The organism is Niastella sp. OAS944 (genome assembly GCA_024809215.1).
GTDB lineage: Bacteria > Bacteroidota > Bacteroidia > Chitinophagales > Chitinophagaceae > Niastella.
This window is the reverse complement of sequence record JANUBW010000005.1, coordinates 251,807-273,922: the sequence shown is the minus strand read 5'-3', so window position 1 is coordinate 273,922 and position 22,116 is coordinate 251,807. Positions and strand designations below refer to the sequence as shown.

At 41.1% G+C, this 22,116-nt stretch carries 15 protein-coding genes; 7 read left to right on the top strand and 8 right to left on the bottom strand.

What is annotated here, in order from left to right:
- Window positions 1-32 precede the first annotated feature (32 nt).
- The 4 genes from GGD38_RS21875 (at window position 33) to GGD38_RS21860 (ending at window position 6,105) form a co-directional block, all read left to right on the top strand.
- On the top strand, window positions 33-4,856 hold the full coding sequence (locus GGD38_RS21875) for a deaminase domain-containing protein (RefSeq protein ID WP_375301333.1): 4,824 nt from the start codon (window positions 33-35) through the stop codon (window positions 4,854-4,856).
- Window positions 4,843-5,127 carry a hypothetical protein gene (locus GGD38_RS21870; RefSeq protein WP_375301332.1) on the top strand — a complete coding sequence of 95 codons (285 nt, stop codon included), beginning with the start codon at window positions 4,843-4,845 and terminating at the stop codon, window positions 5,125-5,127. Before GGD38_RS21875 ends, GGD38_RS21870 begins: the two co-directional genes overlap by 14 nt.
- A gap of 88 nt (window positions 5,128-5,215) precedes the next feature.
- On the top strand, window positions 5,216-5,497 hold the full coding sequence (locus GGD38_RS21865; protein ID WP_375301331.1) for a hypothetical protein: 282 nt from the start codon (window positions 5,216-5,218) through the stop codon (window positions 5,495-5,497).
- A 146-nt stretch (window positions 5,498-5,643) separates the two neighbouring features.
- Window positions 5,644-6,105: an SMI1/KNR4 family protein gene (locus tag GGD38_RS21860; RefSeq protein WP_375301330.1), complete on the top strand. Its 462-nt coding sequence runs from the start codon at window positions 5,644-5,646 to the stop codon at window positions 6,103-6,105.
- 44 nt (window positions 6,106-6,149) lie between these two features.
- Here the strand turns inward: GGD38_RS21860 and GGD38_RS21855 are convergent, their stop codons facing one another.
- From GGD38_RS21855 to GGD38_RS21845, 3 genes are all read right to left on the bottom strand, one after another.
- Window positions 6,150-6,554: a hypothetical protein gene (locus GGD38_RS21855; RefSeq protein WP_375301329.1), complete on the bottom strand. Its 405-nt coding sequence runs from the start codon at window positions 6,552-6,554 to the stop codon at window positions 6,150-6,152.
- Between the two features lie 1,459 nt (window positions 6,555-8,013).
- Window positions 8,014-10,467: a TonB-dependent receptor domain-containing protein gene (locus GGD38_RS21850; RefSeq protein WP_375301328.1), complete on the bottom strand. Its 2,454-nt coding sequence runs from the start codon at window positions 10,465-10,467 to the stop codon at window positions 8,014-8,016.
- 39 nt (window positions 10,468-10,506) lie between these two features.
- Window positions 10,507-10,842, bottom strand: coding sequence for a DUF6686 family protein (locus GGD38_RS21845; protein ID WP_375301327.1), 336 nt, complete (start codon window positions 10,840-10,842; stop codon window positions 10,507-10,509).
- Between the two features lie 271 nt (window positions 10,843-11,113).
- On the opposite strand from GGD38_RS21845, the gene GGD38_RS21840 reads away from it, so the two are divergent.
- Complete coding sequence (locus GGD38_RS21840; RefSeq protein ID WP_375301326.1) at window positions 11,114-12,418, top strand: hypothetical protein; 1,305 nt, start codon at window positions 11,114-11,116, stop codon at window positions 12,416-12,418.
- A 92-nt stretch (window positions 12,419-12,510) separates the two neighbouring features.
- On the opposite strand, the gene GGD38_RS21835 is transcribed toward GGD38_RS21840, so the two are convergent.
- On the bottom strand, window positions 12,511-14,607 hold the full coding sequence (locus GGD38_RS21835; RefSeq protein ID WP_375303877.1) for an NACHT domain-containing protein: 2,097 nt from the start codon (window positions 14,605-14,607) through the stop codon (window positions 12,511-12,513).
- 213 nt (window positions 14,608-14,820) lie between these two features.
- Between GGD38_RS21835 and GGD38_RS21830 the strand changes: the two genes are divergently transcribed.
- Window positions 14,821-15,912 carry a cell division protein ZipA C-terminal FtsZ-binding domain-containing protein gene (locus GGD38_RS21830; RefSeq protein ID WP_375301324.1) on the top strand — a complete coding sequence of 364 codons (1,092 nt, stop codon included), beginning with the start codon at window positions 14,821-14,823 and terminating at the stop codon, window positions 15,910-15,912.
- Between the two features lie 86 nt (window positions 15,913-15,998).
- On the opposite strand, the gene GGD38_RS21825 is transcribed toward GGD38_RS21830, so the two are convergent.
- Together GGD38_RS21825 and GGD38_RS21820 are read right to left on the bottom strand one after the other, a co-directional pair.
- Complete coding sequence (locus GGD38_RS21825; protein ID WP_375301323.1) at window positions 15,999-16,463, bottom strand: carboxymuconolactone decarboxylase family protein; 465 nt, start codon at window positions 16,461-16,463, stop codon at window positions 15,999-16,001.
- 166 nt (window positions 16,464-16,629) lie between these two features.
- The gene (locus tag GGD38_RS21820) at window positions 16,630-17,457 is read right to left on the bottom strand and encodes a sigma-70 family RNA polymerase sigma factor (RefSeq protein ID WP_375301322.1); all 828 of its coding nucleotides are present in this window, start codon (window positions 17,455-17,457) and stop codon (window positions 16,630-16,632) included.
- A 910-nt stretch (window positions 17,458-18,367) separates the two neighbouring features.
- Here GGD38_RS21820 and GGD38_RS21815 point away from each other — a divergent pair.
- Window positions 18,368-18,982 carry a hypothetical protein gene (locus GGD38_RS21815; RefSeq protein ID WP_375301321.1) on the top strand — a complete coding sequence of 205 codons (615 nt, stop codon included), beginning with the start codon at window positions 18,368-18,370 and terminating at the stop codon, window positions 18,980-18,982.
- Window positions 18,983-19,258: 276 nt separating this feature from the next.
- On the opposite strand, the gene GGD38_RS21810 is transcribed toward GGD38_RS21815, so the two are convergent.
- Entirely contained in the window at window positions 19,259-20,983 is a 1,725-nt protein-coding gene (locus tag GGD38_RS21810) for a hypothetical protein (protein WP_375301320.1), read from the bottom strand.
- Window positions 20,984-21,007: 24 nt separating this feature from the next.
- The gene (locus GGD38_RS21805) at window positions 21,008-21,955 is read right to left on the bottom strand and encodes a matrixin family metalloprotease (RefSeq protein ID WP_375301319.1); all 948 of its coding nucleotides are present in this window, start codon (window positions 21,953-21,955) and stop codon (window positions 21,008-21,010) included.
- Between the last annotated feature and the right edge of the window lie 161 nt (window positions 21,956-22,116).

Sequence of the window (22,116 nt, the reverse complement as noted above, 5' to 3'; positions counted from 1 at the left end):
TTAGCAAATTAGCACATTAGCATATTATTCTTATGAACCTTAGTCACGATATCCGTATGATAACAAAAAGAAGGGTACTGAATTGGATTGTTTACTGCATACTGATTATTACAGGGCTGTTCAGCGTAAACAACGCCGGTGCTCAAACCATACATCCGGTAACGGCTTCGTTGCAGCTGATACCGCCATATAGTGTATACCTGGCCGATTATTCAGCCCCCGGTAATGATAAACTGCGGGTAATACTAACGCTGAACGATCTTACTGTGCCTTCATATACCGTGCGGCTTCGGTTAAAAGTTGAGTTGAATGGACAGGTGATCATGCAAACCGATCCTGCTTACCGGCCTTCGGGTATAACAATTCTGCCCGGTATGCCGCAGATCATTACAGGAACACAACTGAATGAATACCTGGTTTCGGACCATCTGCAGTTTTTAAACGGGTTCAGTCGTGATAATTATGAACGTACAAAAGCATTGCCCGAAGGGGCCTATCGCATTTGTGTTACCGCATACGATTATAACCGCAGCGATGATGTAGCCATTAGTAACGATGGCTGTAACATCTTCTTCTTTCAGAAAAAAGAAGCGCCCCTGCTTAACTATCCGCTTTGCAATAGCCGGGTAGAAAGAAAAGATCCGCAATTTTTAACTTTTACCTGGAGCATCCGAAATACACCTTCATTTGTAACCGGTTCATCGGGTACAGGTTACCGGTTCGAGTTGTTTGAAGTGCGGCCTGCAGGTAGCAATGCCGAATACATCGTTCGCAGCAGTAAACCTATTTATAGTGTTACTACCGATAACGCCATGTTGGTATATGGCCCCGGCGAGCCCCGTTTGCAGGATAGTATGCAATATGTTTGGCGTGTACAGGCATATGATAAAGATGGCCGCGATGCTTTTCAAAATAACGGGTACAGCCTTGCCTGTATGTTTACCTACGGCGGCGTTGATCCTTTTGTGGTGAATAATATTGGGAAACCCGAGTTGCTGGCTGAGTCGCTTGGTGAGCGTAGTGGCAAATGGTGGTGGCATATAAGCAATACGCAGTCATTAGATGGCTGGAACCTGCAATACCGCAAACAGGGAGCCAAAGACGCCAAAACCGACACCTATGAATGGAACAAAAAATACGTTGCCGATACCCTGTTCCATTTGTTTAACCTGGAACCTGAAAATACCTACGAGGCGCGTGTGCAGCCGGTGATGAAGGGCATTAATGGCAGCTGGAGCGAAACGGCGGTATTTACTACCATGCCCAAACGCGTGTACGAATGCGGCAAAAACGACACCGCCAATAACGGTATGGGAGCAAATATAGCCGGACAGCCATTGAACAGTGCCATAGCAGGCATGGTGGTGCGGGTAGGCAATTTTGATATGCAGCTGCTTGAAGTATCGGGCGGTAATGGCCGCTTTAGCGGGTATGGCGCTGTGGCCACACCATTATTAGGGATGAGGCTGAATGTAAAATTTGCCGATGTACAAATTAATGACAAGCTTCAGCTAACCCAGGGCGAAGTAGTGGCGCTTACCGATGGTATTGATGCCTGGATAAAAGACCGCACCAAAGTAAAGGATGATGTAGAGACCATTAAGAACTGGACCGAAAAAATGCCCGACTTTGAGACCGGTTCATTGGGTGAAATAAAAGATTTTGCAAAAGAACTACTGGGCATAAGCGACGGTGTATGGGAAGATACCTATGTATATAACGATCGGGAGCGTAAAGATGTGCAGGCAGCGCTGGCCGAAGTAAAAGCGGCCATGCAGGACCTGGAAGATAAAGACCCCTCTAATGACGCTGCAGCCGAAAAGAAACTGCGTACAACGTTAAAGAAGGTGGAACCGTTGTTGGAGAAACTGAGTAATAATATTGGCAAAGGGGTTTTGGTGCAACTGGGGCTTACCAGGAATAAACTGTATAAAGCCATTGTTTCGGGTTATGTAAAAGAATTACAAACCAGTATAGCCTCGCTTATTAATGAGCGTGAAGCCATAAATGCGCTGGCAAAACATGGCCCATATAACGACAACGATGTAAAGGGTTATGCAGCTGCATTGCCGGCCTGTATACGATCGCTCAGTGAGCAAAAACAAAAAGCGCTTACCGAATACCTTAAATCGAAGATCAGTAATGAAACAGACTGGAATAAATATGCCGAAAGCTTACAGGCTAAAATAGCCCAAAAACAGGCCGATGAAGCCTTCTTCGGTAATACTGAAAAGGAAATAGACGAAGCCGCTACAACCAAAACAGACCTTACCATTGAAGACTGGGCAACGGGCAATACAGCAAAATGGAACGACAATAATGAACGCTTTTGTCCTTATGTGCTTGAAAAGTTTGAGGCAGACCAAAAAGAAATGGCCTTACTGAGCACGCTGGCCGAAACCGTGGCCGAAGCGTTCAGCAATTTCAGTTTGCCATCGAACGTATTCGTATTCAATTACGGCATTCAGATCCAGTTCCTAAATGGCAAGAACCAAACAAGTAACAGCATTGAGGTAGGTGGAAAGAAATATATGCTGATCACTGTACCTGGCACCCATCAGTTTATAGGGTTTTATAACGCAACCTTGTTACAGAAAGCGCCAAGGAACGGAGATGGCACCGTTAATATAGATGAGTTGAACAAGTTGGATGCTGCCAATAATAAAGAAGGCTGGCTGCCTAAAGAGGGCAATTATGAAGTAGTAAATGAGATCAGTCAACCTTTTGCACGCGAGGTTTTTGACGACCTAATGTCAAGCAGGACGATGGATAATGCAACTGCCTTGGGGATTGCCAAAGCCCTGGATGGCGTTAAAGTAGAAATATGGAATGAATACCTGAAAGAGGCATGGGAAGGTGCAAGCGATCAGGAACGTGGGTTGTATGAAATGGGCTTTAGTTTAAGTACTGTTGACGAGTTCCAAAAAGACCTGGCTGCATTCCTTATTGCCATTAAGAACAGGAGGGAAGCCTTATTATCGCTTACCCGCAGATGGTATGCCGAACCTTCGAACCAAAGCAAGATCCGCGAAAAGATCATCATATGGACATTATGGAAGTTTGAAGACAAGGATTATTTAGCGCTTAATAATTCGAAGCGCGATAGCGTACTGAAGATCCTGAACGATGGCAACCTGCATACCTGGAACCTGGGCGATAAGATAGCTACGAGACTGGTGACAACAGTACCCGATAAAGAACGAAAAGAATGGCTGGAAATATTGAGTAAAGGAAGCCGGTTGCAAGAATTGTTTACCGATGTGGATGGTGATGAGTTCAGGGAAATGATCATGTGGCTGAGTAAAGTGGTATTGGCAAAATTTCCCCGGCCCATAGGATTCGATCTTAAAACCGCGATCCTGACAGATAAGTTTGTGCCGTTCAAAGAAGGATTGTTTACAGGATATACGGCAAAAGAGACAATTGATGAAAATGGGACTATCACATTATCAACACGGCCGCAGCTCACCAATGATCTTAAATCGGCGCAAGGGCTTAAGGCCACAGATTATGTGTGGGTATGTTTTAAAAGTCCGTTTAAACTAAACGAAAAAGTTAATTTTATAAAGGGCAACAAAATGCCCATACCTGCCTTATTAGCTTATGCGATCTTTAATGAAGAAAATAACCGGCGATTACTACAGGGCGGAAAGTTCGCTTTAGATGTTGCGCTGTTAGCAGTAGGGGTAGGTGAGATAACAGCAGCTATGCAGGCTGCAACCAAGTTGGAAAAAGCACTACGTGTAACAAAGGCGATCGTAGACCTGGGAATGGGCCTGGGCGATATTGTAGTGAATGATTTTCTCGTCAACAAATTAAACGAAACAGATGAGGGTAAGGCATTTTTGGATACCTGGAATACCATTCAATTATATTATGGCTTAGGTGGTATAGGCACAGAAATTGGGTTGTACGCTCGTAAGTTGTACAAGCAGGGAAAGATATTGAAGGAGATGAAAAAGGAAATGGCCCTGGCTGATGATTTGGAAGGGAAATTGGATGAGATGATGAAAGGTGTTGAAAAAGAAACCGGCATTGCGAATAATGCATCTGAAATTGCTCCAGATCCACAATGGGCGTTTTGGAGTGATTATCCGAAAAAAGTGATTAACGGAGAAGAATACGCTGTTGTGGGTAACCGCTATTTCTCACAGGAAGCAGTTGATGCTATGGCGCCTGTTGGTTTTGGTGCGGGAAAAAGCGGAGTTGTAGGACAGGGTGTTAGCGCCCGTACAGTGGAAGGGATAATACAAACAGAAAAAGAAATAGTGGATGGTGCTAAAAGTTATTTCGATAATTTTGACGTTATTGTCGTAACCGAACAAAATGGGTCAATTGTCAGAGGTGTATATAAAATAACCGATCAGGCTGATCCTGGTGTGCTTAAAGTGTTTGAAAGGAAGGCCGACGATTTGGGAATGAAAATAAATAATAGTTATAACGCAGCAAACGTAGAGAAGCAGGCAGCCAAAGCAAGAATTGCAAAAAATAAAGGGAATGCCGGAAATCATGCTTACATGACCGGCAAAATAAATGGAGTAGATGCGGATGTTAAACCGGTATGGAGCAGCGGGGCGGTGGCTATAGGGGAGCCCCAGATCTTTAACGCACTTGAAGTGGTAGGTAAAGACGGGAATAAGTTTTTAAGAAACGTATGTTCCGAGTATAAAATGCTGAACTGGCTCGCAAAGCAATTAAAAGCTGATGCTAAATTGGGCAAAGTTTATTCAGACGTAAGGGGCGAGTTAAAGATCGTATCTGAATTTGATTATTGTAAATCGTGCAGGAATATTATAGAGCAGTTTAATGAAATGTTTCCTAACATAAAACTTGTATTGGTCAATGGAGCAAAATAAAAAAGAGTTTAACATTATTACCAATCAACCGTATATGCTGCAACAAACAATTGATTGGTATAATAGCATTTATAAAACAGATTTTGAACTTGCACGGTTTGTAAGGGATGAAGTGAATTTTGCTGTTGTAGTATATGAAAAGGCCTCTGATTTCGATATCTTTCAATTAGGCGCTAACTATGGCAGGCAATGCGAGGCTTTTGATAAAACATTCACATCGTCAATACCACCGGATTATTTTGACGACAAAACAAAATATCCAAAAGAATAATTGGTAACAGTAACTAAAACAGAAAGGGGGGCTATTTAATTAACCCACCCTTTCTGTTTTTATAGCTTTCAACATCTACTTCATATAAATGGCATTAGCAATATTATCAAATACCATCCCTTCTCAGGAAGAGACATTTAAAAATATAATGTTAGCCGCATTAAAAGCTAATCTTTATTGTGCATTCAGTGAAAATGCTTTAAAAAGCAATGGTAAGATCCAGGACATCGAACTTCGTCGATATTTTGGAAAACAAGAGGACGATTTTGAATATTTCTTAATGGATGTTCATGAAAAAGACTGGAGTGAAACGGCGACCCAAAAGAGAAAAAAATGGAATAAACCATTTTCTGCTGGCAGGCACAGATAATACACCGTCCAGAGTATGTTATGATTTTTCTTTAGCCTACCTGCGAATATGTCTACAACATGTGATCGCTATTTATGACTGGATATTTACGCTGGAAGAAATAGAAAAGATAGAAGAAGAAACAGGGTGGTTTGAAGCATGGTTCAATGATAGAAAATAAAGGTTTATTAATGAAAGAGCTTACTATTAAATTTAAATTTGATGGCGTTAGTACTTCATCTGATGAAATATCGGCATTCGAAAAGAAATACGATATTATTTTTCCAGAATATTTAAAAGCGTTTTTGTTAACCTATGGCGGAACAACAACTGAGGAACACAAATACCTCGACCAATATACGGTGAATGATTTTTTGCCGCTACAGGAAAACAGAAATGCCTCTATAGAAATGATATTGCCTGTAGTAAGGGATGAAGAGGAAGGCGCTGGTCGCAATGATTTGATACCGTTTGCCACCGATCCCGGGGGAAGATCGTTTTATGTTTCCATTGGCGAAAGCGATAACGGCTGCATATATTATGATGTTATTGGCATGGTATCAGCTGAGCCTGTACGAAAAATTGCAAACAGCTTTGAAGAGTTTATTAACAGCCTTCGAAAAGATTAAGTAAAACAGAAAGGGTGCTAACAAATTAGCCACCCTTTCTGTATTTATAGCAGTTCCAGGTCTTCTTCATAATATCTTCTCCCTTTCATGATTTCATTGACCATTACATCGTAGTAAAATATTCTGTTGTTATTGTGCCAATGAACACCCCTGATCTCCCCAAACTCCAGCACCCCTTTGGTATTCATAAATTTTACTTTTTCAAAAGGTTTAAATTGGGGAACGATATTTACAGGGATAAAGATTGACCTTTTGACCCTGAATTGATAATCATCACCAAAGGCTATTGTTATAAAGTTGCCATTATCAGCAATACATTCATGAAGACTTCTTATATAAGTATAGCCCATTAGCTTTTCCACGTCATCGGGGTGAATATCTTCTAACTGTTCAGCCGGGGATAAAGTATACATGTATGTTCCGCCCCATTTGCCTGTAAGATTTTCCATTTCACAAAAATAAACAAGCCCTGCGCAAAAACAGGGCTTGTTGCCTAGAAGCAATCTATAATTTCAGGCTGTACTTCACACATACCGAAACTCCAGTACTGCTTCCTGTGCGTGCCGACTTATTGTATTCTGTAACGTTTATCGTTTACCTTGCTCAATGCAATACACACGCATTGTAGCAGGAATATTTTAATTGAACAGGAAGTTCAAGTATTTACAAATCACGTCTTATTCAAAAAGATAAAATCTACAATCAGAAGCTATACCGATAATTCTGGTCGGGAGGTTGTTGTTTACCAGTCTATCTCTTACCTGGAACCGAAGGTAAGGATTCCGTTACGAAAATAACAAAAAAAATAAATTCACAAAATAAAAAATCCTCCCCGTATCCGATAGCTATCGGGTGGGGAGGACAATCTCTTTGGATGGTTTCCAAAAGGATCATTGATTACAGGTCTTTCAACGGATTGGATGGCAGTGTACGGATTACATTACGTTTTCAAATGGTACAAATAGTTTCTAACGGTACGGACAGTTGATTAAGGTTTTACGGATATTGGTGTACTTAATGTTTCAAGGACCGGTTTTTCAATAATGGATTTCGCTTAATGGATTTTGTTCTTTTTCAAAGGATAACAGATCTTGGTTTTCATAGATCCGGTCAGGTGCTCCAGGATTTTAAATTGGATTTTTTTGTTGCTCAGTTTTCAGGGATCGGATTTTGGGTTTCGGATAGTCGGTTAATGGTTCGATACAGGTTTAATGGACCAGGTTCTGTTTCAAAGGATAAAAGATCGTTTTTTCATAGGGCCGGTGGTTCTTCAGGATCTTAATTGGATTTTTTGGGTACGTGACACTTAGGGTTTAGGGATTGCTACAAATCAGGTCTTCAAAAGGGTACGGTCAAGATCAGATTATTTAGGGTCTACTGGTGCCAGTTATCGGTTTCATAGGTTAGGCACTTGGTTTTCATAGGATTTCCAGTCGGGTACGGATATTTTGCTACAAATCAGGCTTAGGGTACGGTCAGTTTAGGGGTTGCCTTTAATCTTTTACGGTCAGGGTTTAGGGACTAAGGCGGGTACGGATCTTTACTACAAATCAGGCTTTAAAAAGGGTACGATCAGGGTTCTTATTTTTCAGGGCTTGTTTTCTTACGGTTTCGGATCTGGTTTCGGTTTCATTTGCATTGGATTGTTATAACGATGTAAAAATACACTCCCAAACACCCCCTTTGCAAATATTCGACACACTCCTTCAGCGCATTGATTAGTAACACATTTAACGGGTAAATAAATTTACTTAGGCTTAGTGGTTAGGGTAGGGGTGAACTAGGTGTAACAATAGACAATAAGCGATAGGCAATAAGCAATAGGCAAAGAAGGGATTCGCGAATTACAGGAGTACTCGAAAATCCGCAACCCTTGCCAATTGCTTATTGCCTATTGTCTATTGGTTTTTAGAATTTAAACGCAATACTTGCAGCGAAATTCCTAAGCTTTTGCGGGTTAACGGTAGTGTAACCCACCCAGTATTTTTTGTTGGTAAGATTGTCCATTTTTACCGACACCCTGAACTTCGGCTGGTCGTAGAATACAGAGGCATTCAGCACTGTATACTCCGGTAAAGTGAAAGTTCCCAGGTCTTTTGCATTGATGATCTTATTATCGCTGGCATAATTACCGCCAAATCCGGCTCCCAGGCCTTTCAATGTTGGGCATTGCAGGCGGTAGCTGATCCACCAGTTGGCCACCCAGGGCGAACCTGCTGTTCCGGGGCGCATACCCTCTACATTTGGATCTGCCGATTTTTCATATTTTGAATCGTTATAGTTAACGCCGGCTAACAGGCTAAGGCCGGCAATTGGGTTTGCAATTACCTCAGCATCAAAACCTTTGCTTATTTGGGTGCCATCCTGTATTGAAATTCCTGGTATTGAAGTAGGACGTATTACATCGGTTACTTTAATGTTATAAACACTAACCGATGCGTTTAATTTACCTTCAAAAACATCGACTTTAACGCCGCCTTCCACCTGGTTGGCCTGCTCGGGCACAAAATCATTTTTGTCGTCCTCGCCGCCATTTACACCGTATTTATTGGTGAACGAGTTCTGGTAATTGGCAAAAAGCGAAATTTTATCCTTAACCGGCTGAAAAACGATACCGAATTTAGGCGCCAGAAAAGTTTGACCGTACGCTTTAGGATTTACAAAACTTCCGGTGATATCGTCTGCAGGTCCGCGGTTATCAAAATGGTCTAACCGCACAGCCGCCAGCAACATCAAATTATCTGTTACATTGAACATATCGCTTACATATGCACTGTACGTATTGGCAATATAGTTAGCGGGGTAGGTGAATTGATCGCCAACTTCCTGGTATAACCGGTCCATATTGGTACGGTTAAAACTTTGGTACTGGCCACGATAAATGGCTCCTGTAGAATCATTCAAATACTTGTAAGCAGTGATGGTATCATAAGTATTGCCGCCAAAGAACTGATCGCTATAATGATGGGTAAAATCGAGTCCGCCCAAAAAGCGATTCCTAAACTGGCCGATATTGAAATTGCCGATAAAGTTCTGCTGTAATTCAATAAACTGGTCTTTGCTGCTTTTGGTATACTGATCATTGCGGCTAATAACCGCACCCTCAGTCGCATTGCCGTTTGATAACAAATAGAAATAAGGTGAAGGACCGTCGCTATAACCGTTGGTTGCAGAGAAGATGGTTTGTGACTTCCAGTTGTCATTGAAAGTATAATTCATTTGCCCAAAGAAGTTTATGTTCCTTGAGGTCTGGAACAGGTCTTCATTCACATAAGAACGTTTGTAATCGATGTTCAATTTATCGGCTCTGTCAACGCCCAGGTTGGCCATGGTTGAATCGGAGGGGAAAAACAATACATTCAAGCCGGTGTTCTGTCCGTTATAGAATTCAGCATCGAACTGAAAATTCAGTTTATCATTTACCTTATAGGAAAGGCTGGGCGCCAGTACAAAACCCCTGTTAAAGCCATTATCCATAAAGCTGCCTTCTGTTCTGTAAACGGCGTTTACCCGTAAGAGTACATTTTTTGCAGAATCAAGCGGTGTATTTATATCAATACCCACCCGGTTGAACTGATAGCTGCCGTTTGAGTAATTGATCTCACCGCCAAAATGATCGTATGGTTTTTTGGTAACGCGGTTCATTAATCCGCCATAGGAGGTGAGTACATTACCAAATAAAGTGGCCGATGGGCCTTTTATCACTTCCAGTTTTTCGAGGTTGGCGGCATCGGTCAACGCAGCCACATTACCAGCCACACCATTGCGCAAGGTGCTTTGAACAATAAAACCGCGCATGTTGTAATAACCGCCGCCGTCGCCGCTGCGGCCGGTAGCATCCCACATTTTTTGAACGCCGGGGGCGTTACGCAGGGCATCATCAACCGAAAATACCAGTTGCTCGTTGAGTAAGGTTTTAGAAACGCTTGAATATACCTGCGGGTTTTCCATATTTTTCAAAGACATCTTCGACACATAATCGCTGCTGGTAACGCTAAAGCCTTTGCGGCCGCTTACCACCACTTCGGCCAGTTGTTTTGAAGAGATATTTAATTGAATAGAAACGGCAGTTATTTTATTGCCGTCTACCTGTACCTGTTGTACAATGGTTTCATAACCCACCTGCGAGATCTCAATTTCGTAGGCGCCCGATTTTACCCGGGTAAAAGAAAAAGAACCATCATCTTCGGTAACGGTTATTTTTCTGGTGCCTTTAAGTAGAACGGTCACAGCAGCAGCTGCCTTATTATCTGCCGTTGTAACACGACCTTTAATGGTGCCAAATCCATCATCCGGATCGTTGGCCAACACGGGAATAATTGCAATTAGTAAGAATGCCAGAACTGTAGATATCCTTTTCATCAGAGCTTATTTTTCAAAAATATTTCCAAACCAACCTGCTTATGCGCCACTAAGCATACTCATCAACTGTTTCGATTGCAACTCGGTTTCGGCAGAATCGAGCATGGTATGCAGCTGTTGCAATTCGCGCGGACTTAACAATATGCGCACCCCTTCGCAGGGAACGGGAATGGCCAGTGTTTTTTTATTTATGGTAGCGGGGTCAATGGGTGTTTCGCTGAACATCCGCTTTATGAAGTCGAAAAAATCGTAAAAATCAGTACGGTTCCAGGTTAGCAGGATATTACCAAAAGCCAATTGAATAGAATCGCAACCACGACAAAGGATCACATATCCGCTTTCATCATCGTAAAACAACGTCTGGTAATTGCACATAAGGTATAATGGTTTTAAGTTATTTGAATATTCGTAATATGACAATCAATAAAGGAATGCAAAAGTAGGCGTGCAGAAACGGGCAGGTTTTCAAAAAAGGGAAATCCAGTTACGCAAAAAGGAAAAACAGTTATTCAGTTCTGAGTTCTTAGTTCACAGTCCTTTAATCCGGGACTCGCTATAAATAGCTAAATACCGGAAAACCGGGATATGTTTTCGGCTAAAAAGTGGCTAGTTTTGTCGTTTCCTCTGATAAGAAAACAAGTACGTCATGAAAACACTGTTAAGATCAGCATTTCTTTTACTGGTACCCCTTGCCGGTATGGCCCAGAAAATTGTGACTCCCGGAAGCTCAGACATCAATACCGACCGTTTGAAAGCCGGAAAGTCATTGTACACGATCTATTATGTAAAAGATAATAACTGGATAAAAAAAGGCACCTTTACAAATGAGATCATTTTATCAGGTGATGCGTTAAGGTTTATTGTCGACTACAAGGATGATAAAGATAAATGGTATAGGAAAAGAACATCTGTAACGGATGCAAAAACACTAAGCGTGCGCAGTTATAAGTCGGAAGGACTGAAAAATACGCTCGATCTCAATTTCGGCGCCACTGTTACCGCTAAATGGCATTATACCACTGGTGAAAAGGATAAGCAGGTAACCATAAAGCCTACCGGCAAATATGTTGACTTTAATGTATCGGAAATTCTTTTTACCACCCTGCCGCTGAGTGCGGGTTATAAAGCTACCATCCCGGAGTTTTATTATGGAACCGGCACCAGTCCCGACAGCGTACTGAGTAACTACATTATAAAAGATGTAAAAAGCTATGTGCAACGTTCACCTAAAACCGGGGAACACGAAAGCTGGCTGGTGAGTGTATTGGAAGAGTCTTCAGGCGCTTATTATACCTACATCATAGATAAAAAAGATTACCGCATATGGCAGCGCGAAATGCCTGTAGGCGGTGGAACTATAGAGATTTGTGTAAATGAGGAATTGGATTACCAGCCAATTGCAAGCAAATTCAATAAGGAAGAAGCATTGCAGAAATTAGAGAAGGGCAACAGTGTAATTATGGGAACTGCATTGGCAAGAGATCATAGTAGTAATAACAGACTTCAGGTGGTTAATATAAACAAAGCGCAATTTGCTCCCAGGGGAACTGTAGTGTCAATTCTTCCCAACTCACCCTATATTGAAGAATGGAAAGCGGTGAATAAGAAAATAAGGAAAGGTAAAAAGCTGCCCGAGGTACCTATTGATCCTAATGTGTCGGCCTGTATAAAAAAAACAACCGTGTATGATGATAAAGGGCATTTTGAATTTACGAACTTAATGCCGGGTGAATATATTTTGATCACCTCCTTTGGGTATACGCATCAGTATTCTTATTCGTATTATGCGGGCACTTCTTCGCTGGTGCATCCGAGCGGAGCGGTATTGTCATCGAGCCCTATTTATAAATCGGCCAATGCCGCCACGGGGGCAACGGCAGAAATAGAAGAAATAGTTACCATTAAGAATGATGGTGATAAGCTGGAAATTAAGCTGAAAGATACACGGTAGAAAGATGTAAGAAGGAAGAGATTTAGAGATTTCGGGATTTTGAGATTTGTCTTAAATCAAAACAAATGTCAACATCCCGAAATCTCAAAACTTTACCTGTCTATTGCCTGGCAATTATCTGCCGGCAAATATTGCTGTAATCTTTCCTTTAGCAACGAATGAGTGAACTTCCAGTTCCCATTTTCGAAATGGATCAAATCGGTATTTTCATCAAGATTGGCAAGAAACACGAATAACCTGACAGGCATTTTGCCTGTAAAAACCAGCGACATACATCTATAAAAAAAGCTATACACATACATGTTCATGAATATTAATGCAGCAATCTGTAAGCCTGTTGTCAGAACTGATATTGTTGGGAAGTAGCCCGGTCTTGGGTACAGCGTATACAATCTTCCCAGTTCTAAAAAAGGAAATGTATTAGTGCGTTCCATAATAGTACAAAAAGAGAAAAGTACCATACTTATATAAAAAGCAATAGCAAATCCCCTGATCAGGCTATACACTATCGCGCGGCTAAATATGATCCATAAATGATGGTCCGATCGCAAAGAGCCAAGTGTTCCTTCTTTTTTATTTCCACTGATTACGTAAAAAAACAGTATTACTGCAGTTGAAATTGCAGCTATTGGATTTTTTTGAATATTCCAGACAAACGGAAGCACTGTTACATAAAAAAACAAAATGATAATGTAATCACTCAAATTCATCCTGGGGAAGATCCAGTCTCGCAGCCTGTGAAAATAATTTTCCTCGTAAAATGTTAATAAGAGAGAGAGAAAGGCTACAGTTCCAATGAAAGACATTGCGTTTAATACAATAGGTTTTCCTAACGTCCACCAATGAGGTTGAATAGTATAGGGGCCTGCCAGGCTAAATAAAGGATAAAAACTTAGATATAATCCAACTCCGATCAATAAGCCGAAGATAAAAGTTACCAGACACCGGATTAAACCAACTCTTATTTCCTGCCCTGCACTTAACGACATACAGTCAAGAATATTAAATCCATTGGTTGGGTGAAGGCCATCCTCGATAAGGCTTAGCTGTGCAAGATATTTAACTGTTTTATAAGGTTTACTTACTGTCACCTTATCAACCTCATTCCTGATATATGCATCAATTAGGTCATTGTCCGATCTGATAGCGCCAAAGTCTATTTTTCTCTTTTGGTTTTTCGAAAGGGCCAGTGCCATTTTGATCCGGAATGCCGAATGTAATAATCCACGAATATGCGTGTGTTTCTCCAGGGATTGCTTTAAATAAAAGACGGGGTGAGATCTGCTGTTTACTTCTAATGGAGCGATAGACTTTAATGGGTCATCAATCGGGTTAAACTTAATTACATAGTTGGCTATATGAACATTCTCCAGATAACCTGCGAAGTAGTCATCAAATTTTTCAGATCGGCAACACATGATAACATCTGTAATAAAGTTATTAGGATTTCCATCCCTGTTCTGCAAATAGGCGTTCAGACATGTTATAAAGTATCGGGAATATGCCGATTCATCCAGGCCATCCAATAGTAATATTACCTTCCCATTCTGTAATTCATTGCGGATAAAAGACTCCTCAATATTAACGTCGCTTAATATATCCTTTATTTGTTGAGCGGCCCAATTGATAAATGTTTTTTTATAATCTTTGCTACTGTTTGAGAGGTTATATTCCCAGGTAGCGGCATTAATAAATACCGGTATGCCAGCAGTAACATCTAAACGGGCATCTTTAATCAAATTCCGCCATACTCTTACTAAAACGGAACTTTTTCCTGCTCCTGCCTCTCCCGTTATCAACAATCTTTCATTGTTATTTACGTAATCTTTGTATATCATATCAACATCTGCAGTCAAATGTTTACTACCAGGTGGCCGGGGGGGCGGGGGATAGTAGACATATCTATTATTCGCTGTCTTTTTATACACACTAAACGACTGTAGCAAATAAGATTCATCGCTCAATGTGACTTTGATCTTGTTTTCAACGTAATTTTCAAAGTACTCCAGCAATTCATTTCTTTGATTGTTGCGGGCCTTCTTCTTGCGGGGCTTTGTTATAAACCAGGCAATAAAAGCTAAACTCAGTGTAGATAGTATCAGGATCAGCGATTCATTCTCTCTGTAGAAAGGGAAAAGCTGAAGTCGGGTTTTAATTTTATTAGTAAACTCATTTGTTACAAAGTCCATCCATATATTACCTATAATAACCGCTGTTATTACATATACAATAAATTGTTTCATGATAAAAAAATAGGTATCCACCAATGATTTTGGTGATACTTTGATGGTTATCTATATTGTAGTTTACTAATATTTGATATCATAAAAACGGGTGTTTTTCACCTTTTTTATTTGGTTACTTTTACATTGTTTATTTGGAATGTTGAATATCCATAAAGAATGAGAACGATGACCTTATATATTATAGCAGCTGTTTTAATAGTAGTGGCGCTCATTGTTTACCGTGTATTTCTGCCTAAATCCAGTTCAACTAAGAGCGGGTATTTTATTTCTACCCAAAGCGAAAGCAATGAAAGAGTAAAGAGCTTACAACTTGACAAAAGATCTGAAGATGTATCCTATATTTTAGATACCAGCCGGCTGACATTTCCCCATATGCCGCCGAAACCAGATACTGTTGAGTACAAAGCAGATCCTGAAAGAGAATGGGTAATTGATCTTATTCAGGTGAACGGTGACAACTTTAAAAAAAATGATTTTAATAAAATTTTCAATTATGAGTGGAGGACAAAATTTCCATCCTCGTTATATGGCTTTTCGCCAATAGACAAACGCTGGACTTTTGCAGATGCAGGAGGTACGCCGGATATTTACAGCAAATTGCAGGTTGCCGTTGATGTGCAGGAAATATACAGCGATAAGAATATGACTTATGACCCTAAAGAACTTGAAAAATACATTATTGAATTGGAGAAGCGATTAAAAAAGTATCCGGCAAAGTTGCGAATTGAACCACATGAAAGCATTGACAGCGCAATTATCAAGGCAAAAAGGTTGATTGCACTTCACAAAGAATTTAACCATGATGCTATTATAGTGCTGAAAAGTAACAATGAGTATAAGGGAATTGAAATGTGGGATGCTTTACAATGTATTGGATTAACCTGGGGTGATGGTGACCTTTTTCACTGGAATAACAATAAAGAATACGGGCACGACCAACACTTTAGCGTTTGGACGGTTACTGAACCTGGTTATTTCCTGCCGGAAGCCATAAAAGCAGGAGAAATGAACCCTGTTAACCTGGTGTTTGGATTTTCTATTCCCAGAAGCGCTGATGCTAAGAATATTTACGACATTATGCTTAATGCGGCCAGGTATTGCCAAAAGCGTTTAGGCGGACAACTTCTTAACAAAGCTGGCAATCCCCTTGATGAACAAAAGGAAAAGCATGACCTGGCCGACCTTCTTAAAAAAATGGAAACTGCAGGTATCATTGCAGGTTCAGATAAAGCACTTCGGATGTTTTGAAAGCTGGCCAATTAAATGTGCCAGGCAACACAAAGCCTTGTAAGCCGAAAGCTTACAAGGCTTTTGTAGGTAACTGATATCATTCCCTAAACCGTAGCCGCATCCGCAGGCAGCTTAAACCGCCCGGCCACCGAACCAAATGAACGGGTTAAACGGTTCCAGGAGTTTATTTGGATAACTGCCATAGTAATATTGGCAATTTCTTCTTTGGTGAAGTATTTATTCAGTTCATCGTGCAGATGTTCACTGTGCACTTCAGCCGGCATATGCGTGAGGTGCTCGGCAAAAGCCAGCACGGCCTGCTCCTGGGGTGTATAATAGTCGGTTTCGCGCCAGGCCGAAACAGAGACAATGCGCAATGGGGTTTCGCCGGCATGAATGGCTTTTTTATAGTGCATATCGAGGCAATATGCGCAACTGTTGATCTGCGATACGCGCATACGCATCAGCTCCAGCAGTTTAATGTCGAGCCCGCATTGGTCTATGTAGTTTTGTCCCTGCTTTAATGCGTTGTAAACGCCAGATGCATCCTGAAATGAAATACGTTCCATGTTTTAATAGATTTTGTACCCTATTGACAAACAGGAAGATTTTCGTGTGACAACTTTTTTACTATTTCTTGAAAAACGAAGTAAGAAGTAGGAGGTAGGAAGTAGGAAATACAAAACCCGGCTGAAAAATAGCGAGCTTCGTACTTCCTACTTCCTACTTCATATTTCAATTAATCCCCACCAGTTTATCCGGATTACGAACAATATAAACCCGGTGAATTAATTCATCCTGCACCTCAAAGATCATGCAGGTAACAAGCTGATCATTATCGTAATAGAACAGGGCGGGGAGGTGGTTTACCCAGCCACGTACCGGCTCGCGGTCAAAGTAGAACTTATTGTAAATGCCATACAGGAACTGGGAAGCGCTTTCGGTACCCACTAACGGGTTGAGGGCTGCCGCCACTTTACCGCCACCGTCAGAAACAACCATTACATCGTTACTAAGCAGTTGTTCCAGCTTTTTTACATCACGGGAGCGAATAACGTCCATGTATTTAGTGAGGTAGTCGCCAGGGGTCTTTACCACTTCATTAAACCGTTCATTTTGAAGGGCTGCCTTTGCCCGGCTGAGTATTTTTCTTGAATTTTCAACGCTGATATCAAGCACTTCGGCTATTTCTTCATGTTCGTAGGAGAATGCTTCTTTTAATATAAAAACGGCCCGTTGTTTGGCGTCGAGCTTTTCGAGTAGTACCATAAGGGAGTACGAGAGAATGTCTTTTTGGTTCACTTCAGCGTCTGCCGTTTCAGTAGCAACCGGTTCGGGCAGCCAGTTACCGGGGTAACCGCTTTGCATCTTCTGCAACCTGTTACGGGCATTAATGGCGCGGTTGATGACCGAGCGGGTAAGGTAAGCTTTTTCATTTTGTATGTCGGCTCCGGCGCGATTGATCATTTCAAGCATTACATCCTGAACAACATCCTTAGCATCTTCATAAGAACCGAGGATGTTATATGCGTACGAGGTAAGAATTGGTCGAAGGGAATCCATGGGTGCAAAGGTAATGAACGCGGATAACACAACACTTCTGTTGTTGTTGGCTGAAATAATTGGAGATGTTGCTTGCAACGGTTGTATGTTCGCTTGTTTTAGGACAATGTTAGTTGAATTGGCGGAAAATCAGGCAGCAACGCTTCAATGTGTGGTTGCTTTATTACATTGTGCGTGATTTTGTGAGTAAGGTCGCTGACATTTCAACCGATGTTCGCCTGTTTTGGGCCAAAGTCAGGCAGTTTTACCTCAAAAGCAGCTTGTAACGAACCAAAGTCAGGCACTCGCCTTCATCTTTTTACAAATTTTTCAGCTTTTTGGAAACAAATAAGAAGCTTTTTAAACTTTTCAGGATTTCTGTAAACAATCATGCTTTATTTACAACCTTTTGGTTTTATGGTAAACATTCAGTCTTTATTATAAATAATCCTGTCGTTTTGTAAACTATCGGGCTTTTTTGTAACTATTCGGGAAGAAGTTTAACCTATTAAGCCTTTTTGTAAAAAACTACTGCTTTTTTACAACTTTCCAGGTTCATTATAACTAAACGGATATTTATGAAAGCAATATGACGCTTTTGTAAAAAATCGGTTCTTATTTCAGCCCTTTCTAAATAGTTGTAAGAAATCAAACAATCTTTACTGTTATTCAGCTTTATGAAAAAAAATGCCTTATTCCTGATAAAACACCCATTATTTAACAGAATTTCATTTTTTACAATAAAAATTCATATTTTAGTTGAGTGCCAGTCAATGACATATGCAGTTGTTGGCGATTCATACCAACGGTTAAGCCACTCTTTTTAATAGCATTTATCTTTTACGGGGATCCAAGGCCAAAGCACATCGGGAATTGTGAATAGAAACAGTTTAGATCTGTTTTTAAACCAATAATCATTGTAAACAGCTTTATGAAAAAGAAACTGGCCCTGAATTTTATTGAAACATCCGATTCAGATCTGCATGTTCTGGCCTCCAGGGTTGCAAAGTGCATGGCGGACAATGAAAATTTTTCCGATCCGGGAATGCTTATTATTGAATTAAAAGAAACAAACGTTCAGTACATTAAAGCTCTATCAGATTCTGGTTTGGGCGACAGGGAAAAGGTTGCCATCAAAAACGATCTTCGGGTACTTCTTATAAAAAAATTGAAACAAATAGCTGGGTTTGTTCAGTCTCAGGCAAATGGAAGAGAGCTGGCGCTGGTAAGCAGCGGGTTCTCACTTATAAAACCTACAGGTGAAATGGTATTAAATGCACCTGTTGACTTTCAGATCACACCTGGTCCCAAACCTGGTGAAATGATCTTAAAGGTACGCCGGGTTGTGGGCGCCCGCTCATACCTGTATCAATGGACACCAGCTCCAATTACCGCCGAGAGCGTATGGGAAAGCATTGCCGACACCCGGTGTAAGAAAGTCATTTCCGGTCTTCCTCTCGGTATAAATTATTGTTTTCGCATGGCCGCAGTAGGAGCCCGAAATCAGATCGTTTATACAGGGGTGTTGAGCCGGTATATTTCATGACCTTAAACGCTTTAATTGGACAGTGAGCCTAAAAGATTAAAGATTGGTGGACTATCTGCTACGAAATCATTTTTCAGGTTATCTGGCGTTTCATGTCAATGGCTTCTGCAGCCAATTAATTACTGTGTATTGTTCAGGTTAAGCTTGCGTTGCATATTGTGAAGACAAATGCCTAATTCGTCGCTTAATGTACATGTCTTGCCACAAAGCAATGCCTTGGAAGTCTTATGACAAGGACGCTGCAAACAGCAGCGTCCTGATTAGTAATAGTTAATTTTATTGACCAGAAGTGACACCCCTTCTGTTCCCTGGAGTGAAGATTGTATATGTTACAGAGACAAAGCCCCCGGCCTCCAGTCTCTTTTTAAATTCTATAGCAGTGGGCTTACTATCATAAATTGTGGTGTTCATGTTAGGATACAACTCTGTCTTGATCTTTTCAACCTGCATACAGGCAATGCCAGTTGAGATATTAAATTGTTGTTTGTTGCCGAACATAAAAGAAAGTCCCCCTAAGTAAACAGGGCGGGGCTTGTCTTCAATTGAGATGCCGGCGCCAACCGCAAGCGCCATGCTGAAACCCGGAGCAAATTTTTTGCCGAGGTGGGCAAGGGCAGTAAACCCAATAGGAGGTGATGCATTACCGGTTGATACTAATTTATACTTGGCGGAATCTGTGATCACGTTTTCTGTATTTGGTTGAGCTTGCCATTGATAAGTCTGATCACGGAATTTATCGCCAAATCCGATGAAAACTCCGGAACTGAAACTCACAAAATGTTTTTTGGTAACCGTAACAGCAAAGCTGGTGCTGTCCCGGTCCAGCGGCTTGGAATGCCATTTTGTAACAATGGAATTGACGGTGTCTCTCGGCGCAATTTTAAGTGCAAATTCCAATCTGTCACCTTGCGGATACATGGGTGGTGCAGTGTAAGTGAAATTTTCCTTTGAAAGATTGTTGTTGAACAATACCATCCGCATTAGTTGCTCGTCCGTAGGTTTGCCGAAATCTGTCCATATCTTTTCTATTGTTTCCTTCGCTTGTGTATTGGTTTTAATGGCAGCTTCGGCCAGGGTCTTTTGTTGAAAAGTTTTGGTTGTATCTGTTAGTTTGATTGAGTTGCGTTCCTTTTGTTTTTCCGCCAGCTTTTGTTTATCAACTTTTGGATCTTCCTTTAGCTTTTTGATTTCCTCGTCAAGACCCGCGGCTTTTTTATATTCGTTGCGCATCTTTTCGAGGATGGTATTTACAGTGTTTAAATCTGTTTCAGCTTGTGTGATGGTTTTGTTTATTTCTGCCATTGTTGCATGGTATACCGATTTGAGTTCGAGTAATTCCTTGCTATAGTCGCTGAATTTCTTCTTTTGTATTTTTTCACAACATTCAAAGGTCTCACAGTCAGAATATGCCTTGATATAGCTGTCTGTAAGTTCATCATATTTTTGTTTGAAGACGATCAGTGCAGTTTCAAGAGCTTTCCATGGATATTCACCAACAGCCGCTTCTCCGGGTTTTGCAAGCTTCGCCAGTCCATCCATAAAGTCACCCTGCCCAAGGAAAAGGTTTGTAAAAAGTGCAGGTGGCTCACTTCCGAAACTCACATCGTCGATGGAAAATATGACGTCGTATACATAACGGTTTACATTGATGGCAATAAATTTCAACTCTTTCCCATACCGCACCTTCATATTTTTTAGATCATCAACAGGGTCGGCAACCTTGCCGTCACAGCTATAGTAAAGCTTTTTACAGGAAAAATCATAAATAAGTACGTTGCTGTTATGGCATTCTTTGCAAAACGCCAATGAAATTCGACCAACAGGCGGGGCTTTTTTCGTTTTTCGCGAGCCATGTCCCCGTGATGAATCTTTCGAGCCGCCGGAGTCAGTAGGTTTGTCGTTTATTGCGTCGGTATCAGCAACGCTGTTCTGGGCCAGTAGTGGTGTCGATGCAACTAATACTATTATAAAAATGCAAAGTCTGTAGAATTGTCTATTCATTTAATTATGCTTAATTGGTTAGGGTTATCGTATTGGGACGGGAGTTAACTCATAGGCGACCGCAGCGCCAACTTTATCTGTATCTGAAAAGGTAAAATTTCTACTTCCTGCATTTGCGCATGGGTAATGCATTACAGATTTAGGGTCATAAGTTGTTAAATCGTACCTTCCCTGAATGATCTCGTGACCGCATAAAAGAGGCTGGCCGGAGCGGATTTGTTCGTGTAAAAAACCTAAAATATGGCCAACTTCGTGACGACACATTCCTAGTTTGTCATAATTGTTTGTAAAATATGTGGAATCGATAAATACCACTCGTTGCTCCGGGTCCTTTTGGTTGGGGTAGAATGCATTTGCAAAAAAAGCGCCGTAAGTTTTAATCCCTACAACGACAAAGGACAAGCCGTCTGTAGGAATTTCCTTATCCTGGTTATCCTTTTTAGTGACGTGAATGAATTTTATGTTTGTAAGTTTAGTCCACTCCGCAGTTGCCAATGCCATGTTTTTAACTACCATTTCATAATGCTCTTGTGTACTGAAAGAGCTGCGAACCACAGCATAAGTTAAAATAGTGCCGGCTCGCCATCGAATCAGGGTATCATGGTCTTTGCGGCCAAATAGCTTACGGTAGTCAGGCTGTAAGTCAAGACTGATATGCGGAAATCTGTATTCAAAATATTCAGCTGGTGTTAAACGAACATCGCCTTCTACCAGGTAATATAGCCGTCTTTTCAGCCGGATTGTGTCGTGTTTGTACTTTACCGTATCCTTCCCGTTTATATAGTACTGGGGAAGGTCAGATAACCAGAAGGTATCACTACTAACGTTATCCGGCTTTTGATATTCCAGGACTGTAAAGTAGGCTGAGCTCTTGGGTACAGCAGGGGCAAGGCTTTTCTTCTTTGTAATTGAGCAATATTGAAAAATAACAATTACCATTATTGTAACTGTGACATACGCAATACGTTTCATTTGGTGTCTTTTATTTAGGGGATAAAGTATAGCGTTAGGGATATATGCCATTAGCTAACGGGCAGTAATCCCAGGTTTAAATAGGAGGGATGGAATATTGAAGTTGCGTTAGTGGCAACCCTTGCCACCTGGCAATGCAAAAGTGGTGCTTGCTTTTTTTC